Source organism: uncultured Thiodictyon sp. (assembly GCA_903837595.1).
In the GTDB taxonomy this organism is placed as follows: domain Bacteria; phylum Pseudomonadota; class Gammaproteobacteria; order Chromatiales; family Chromatiaceae; genus Thiodictyon.
Genome location: CAILVI010000229.1, coordinates 1 through 2,584, shown reverse-complemented (window position 1 = coordinate 2,584; position 2,584 = coordinate 1). Strand labels below are relative to the sequence as shown.

At 65.2% G+C, this 2,584-nt stretch carries 4 protein-coding genes; 3 read left to right on the top strand and 1 reads right to left on the bottom strand.

All coding sequences use genetic code 11. The features are described 5' to 3' along the window. Positions 1 to 138 precede the first annotated feature (138 nt). The 3 genes from QZY44_RS12310 to QZY44_RS12300 all read left to right on the top strand — a co-directional run bounded on the left by QZY44_RS12310 (position 139) and on the right by QZY44_RS12300 (position 1,809). Entirely contained in the window at positions 139 to 420 is a 282-nt protein-coding gene (locus tag QZY44_RS12310) for a hypothetical protein (protein ID WP_295446605.1), read from the top strand. 32 nt (positions 421 to 452) lie between these two features. Then, on the top strand, positions 453 to 707 hold the full coding sequence (locus QZY44_RS12305; protein WP_295446603.1) for a hypothetical protein: 255 nt from the start codon (positions 453 to 455) through the stop codon (positions 705 to 707). 232 nt (positions 708 to 939) lie between these two features. Further along, the gene (locus QZY44_RS12300; protein WP_295446602.1) at positions 940 to 1,809 is read left to right on the top strand and encodes a hypothetical protein; all 870 of its coding nucleotides are present in this window, start codon (positions 940 to 942) and stop codon (positions 1,807 to 1,809) included. Positions 1,810 to 2,281: 472 nt separating this feature from the next. Here QZY44_RS12300 and QZY44_RS12295 read toward each other — a convergent pair whose 3' ends face one another. Next, positions 2,282 to 2,455, bottom strand: coding sequence for a hypothetical protein (locus tag QZY44_RS12295; protein ID WP_295446600.1), 174 nt, complete (start codon positions 2,453 to 2,455; stop codon positions 2,282 to 2,284). Between the last annotated feature and the right edge of the window lie 129 nt (positions 2,456 to 2,584).

Genomic DNA, 2,584 nt, shown 5'->3' with positions numbered 1-2,584 from the left:
GGGCATGCGGGGCATTCATGGCCTCCTTCCTGAGGTCGTCCGGGATCTGATTCCACTTCGCGAGATCGAGTTTGAGCATAAACGATGCGTGCTTTTTGTATCGGGGACAGGTCTGGCCGACAGGGTGCTCGGCACGGGATGCAAAGTATCACAGAAATTACGTATCCCGCGCTAGGCGGGGTTTACATCCTCGATTGGAACGGGGACGAGGACCGATGCACGATCCGCACCGGCCACGGTCCCGCGAAGATCACCGCGCTACGCCGCTTCGCCATCGGCGCTATCAAGGCGAAGTCCCGCGGCACCGTCGCCGCCACCATCCAGCGCCTGGCACGCAACGTCGGCTTGGTGTTCGACTACCTGGGCATGACCGAGAACTCACGCCGCCGTCGGCGGGGACGGCCAGCGACCGCGGGGTAGAACGGATTTGCCGTGATCTCAGCCCTGGCACGTTGGACCTCGCGCACCGTCTGCTGGGACTCACGCAGCTCCCGGCTGGCATCGGCCAACTCGGCGGACAACCGGGCGCAGTCCTGGCCGCTGCGGGTCACCTCCTCTTGTTTGGCGACCAAGGTCTGGGCAAGCTGGCACAGTTCGCCCTGGACCTGCTGGACTTGCGTCTCGTGGCGACGCTGGTCCTGACCCCGCTGGTCTTTGTCAGACCCCCGTTTCAGACGGCGCTGGTCAGCAAGGCCGGTGGACCCTGAGCTGGCCGGCGAGGAAACGAGCGCGGTCGGCGCTTCTGGGCAGCGGCCGAGGCCAGCGAATTCCTTCCTGCCATCTGGCGCGCGCCAGCACTGGTTGGACATTCGGGACGCCGCTGGGGTAGCGTACCATCGGCTTTCGCGATCGTTGCACGGGATAGGACCCGTCGCCAACAACCGCATCCAGCTGACCCGATCCTCCACTACCCAGGCGGCGCCACGTGCTGGTATACCCATGAGTAAGTCACCTAAGAGCCTACCGACGCTGACCCTCAACAGACGATTCGTCCAGGACTTTGTGGCCAAAGACCCCCCCTGCTTCGCCCTCGGCATGATCGAGGAGCGCGATCAGCCGTACGCCGTCTTGGCGTTGCGTCCGGGCCTGGAGATCCCGGCAGGCACCACCGACCTGGGCTTCAACCTGGGCCATGCGGTGTTGGGTAGCGCCGATTTCGAGTTGATTCAGTTCACCTTCGAGTTCTACGGGTTCGCGACCTACAACGTGCTGCTCAATCCCAGCAATCCGCTGGTCCGCCGCGTCGTGAGCCGCATGCTTGAGCGCAGCGATTACTTCATCCTGACCCTCGGCCCTGAACAGCAGGTGTGCGCGTTTCGCGCCGATATCGGTCCGCGCGACCTGGGTGGCTTGCGGCAAAACATCTCTCGGATCAACGCTTCCACGACGACGCCTGCGCAGTATCGCGAGACCTTGGCGCAGTTTCGCGCGCGGCCGAGCCCGCCCGGCCGATTGCTCAACTGGGTCTGCCGTGACCAGGCCGCCGCGCTGGATCTCACGACCGATCGGCTGGAGTTGGCGCCAGCGCCAGCGCGCGGCACCAGACCGCCCGCCGACGCGGAGCCGCACTTGCTAGCCGAAGCGTTGGATGCCCGCATCAAGGCACTGACGCAGGGAGGTCTCACTGATATCGAGCTGTTCGTCGCGATGGCCGACCACTTGCCGCTGTTCAAACAGCTCATGGACCGGACCGACCCGGACGAACTGTCCGCCCTGTGCGCCACCTATCCCGGGCTGTATCGTATCGCCAAGGTACTGGAGCAGATCGCCGCCGGCATCGCCGCGGGTGACATCAGGGTACCTGGCTGAAGGGTCAACATTGGCGCGGTGCCGGACACTCGCCTATCGCCCTTCCCGGTCGTTGCGGTGTGACACCGGGACCCGAACGCGGGGCGGTCGTTGCACGCCAGACTGCGGTCCATTGCGCCAGCGTGACGAGATCGGCACCATGCCCGGCAGTGCCGGCCGGTACCCTCTCCTCCCCTTCCAATCTAATCCACCGCAGTACTTACCGACTCGGTGGACACCCGACGCGCCCGGCGCTTCGTTGTGACGCGGACGAGTTGCGGTGGCTCCGACCGTGGCGGTGGTGGGAAAGCCGGTACGGGCACGTGCGGATCGGCGCCCGCGGACGTTACCGATGCGGGACTGCCGCGATGCGTAAACCTACATTCAGAACAGGCTTTCAATGGGTGCTTGAGTGCACCGCAAGCCGGACACACGGTGGATGGCATGTTGACCACAACAGACTGATGAGTGAAGTGAACGAAGAACCTCCGTGTCACGTGCGATCGTTGTCCGGGAGCGAATGCTCCAGGCGTGCAGACGACGAAAACCACGGGGTTCGCGCCGTCATGCTGAAAGACAGGTCCGCGACCGCGGCGAGGGTCTCGACACCCGACGGGGTCTGAAGCGCTGCACACCGGACATCCAGCGCTCGGTCGACCGGGGTCATGCTGGACCACGCCGTGCGCTCACGTTCGGTGACCACCGTCCCGGGGGCCGGAACCGATCGTCCATGGAGGACCACGGCGAATCCGTTCTAGCCTGCCGTCGCTGGCCGTCCTCGCGGACGGCGGCGGGC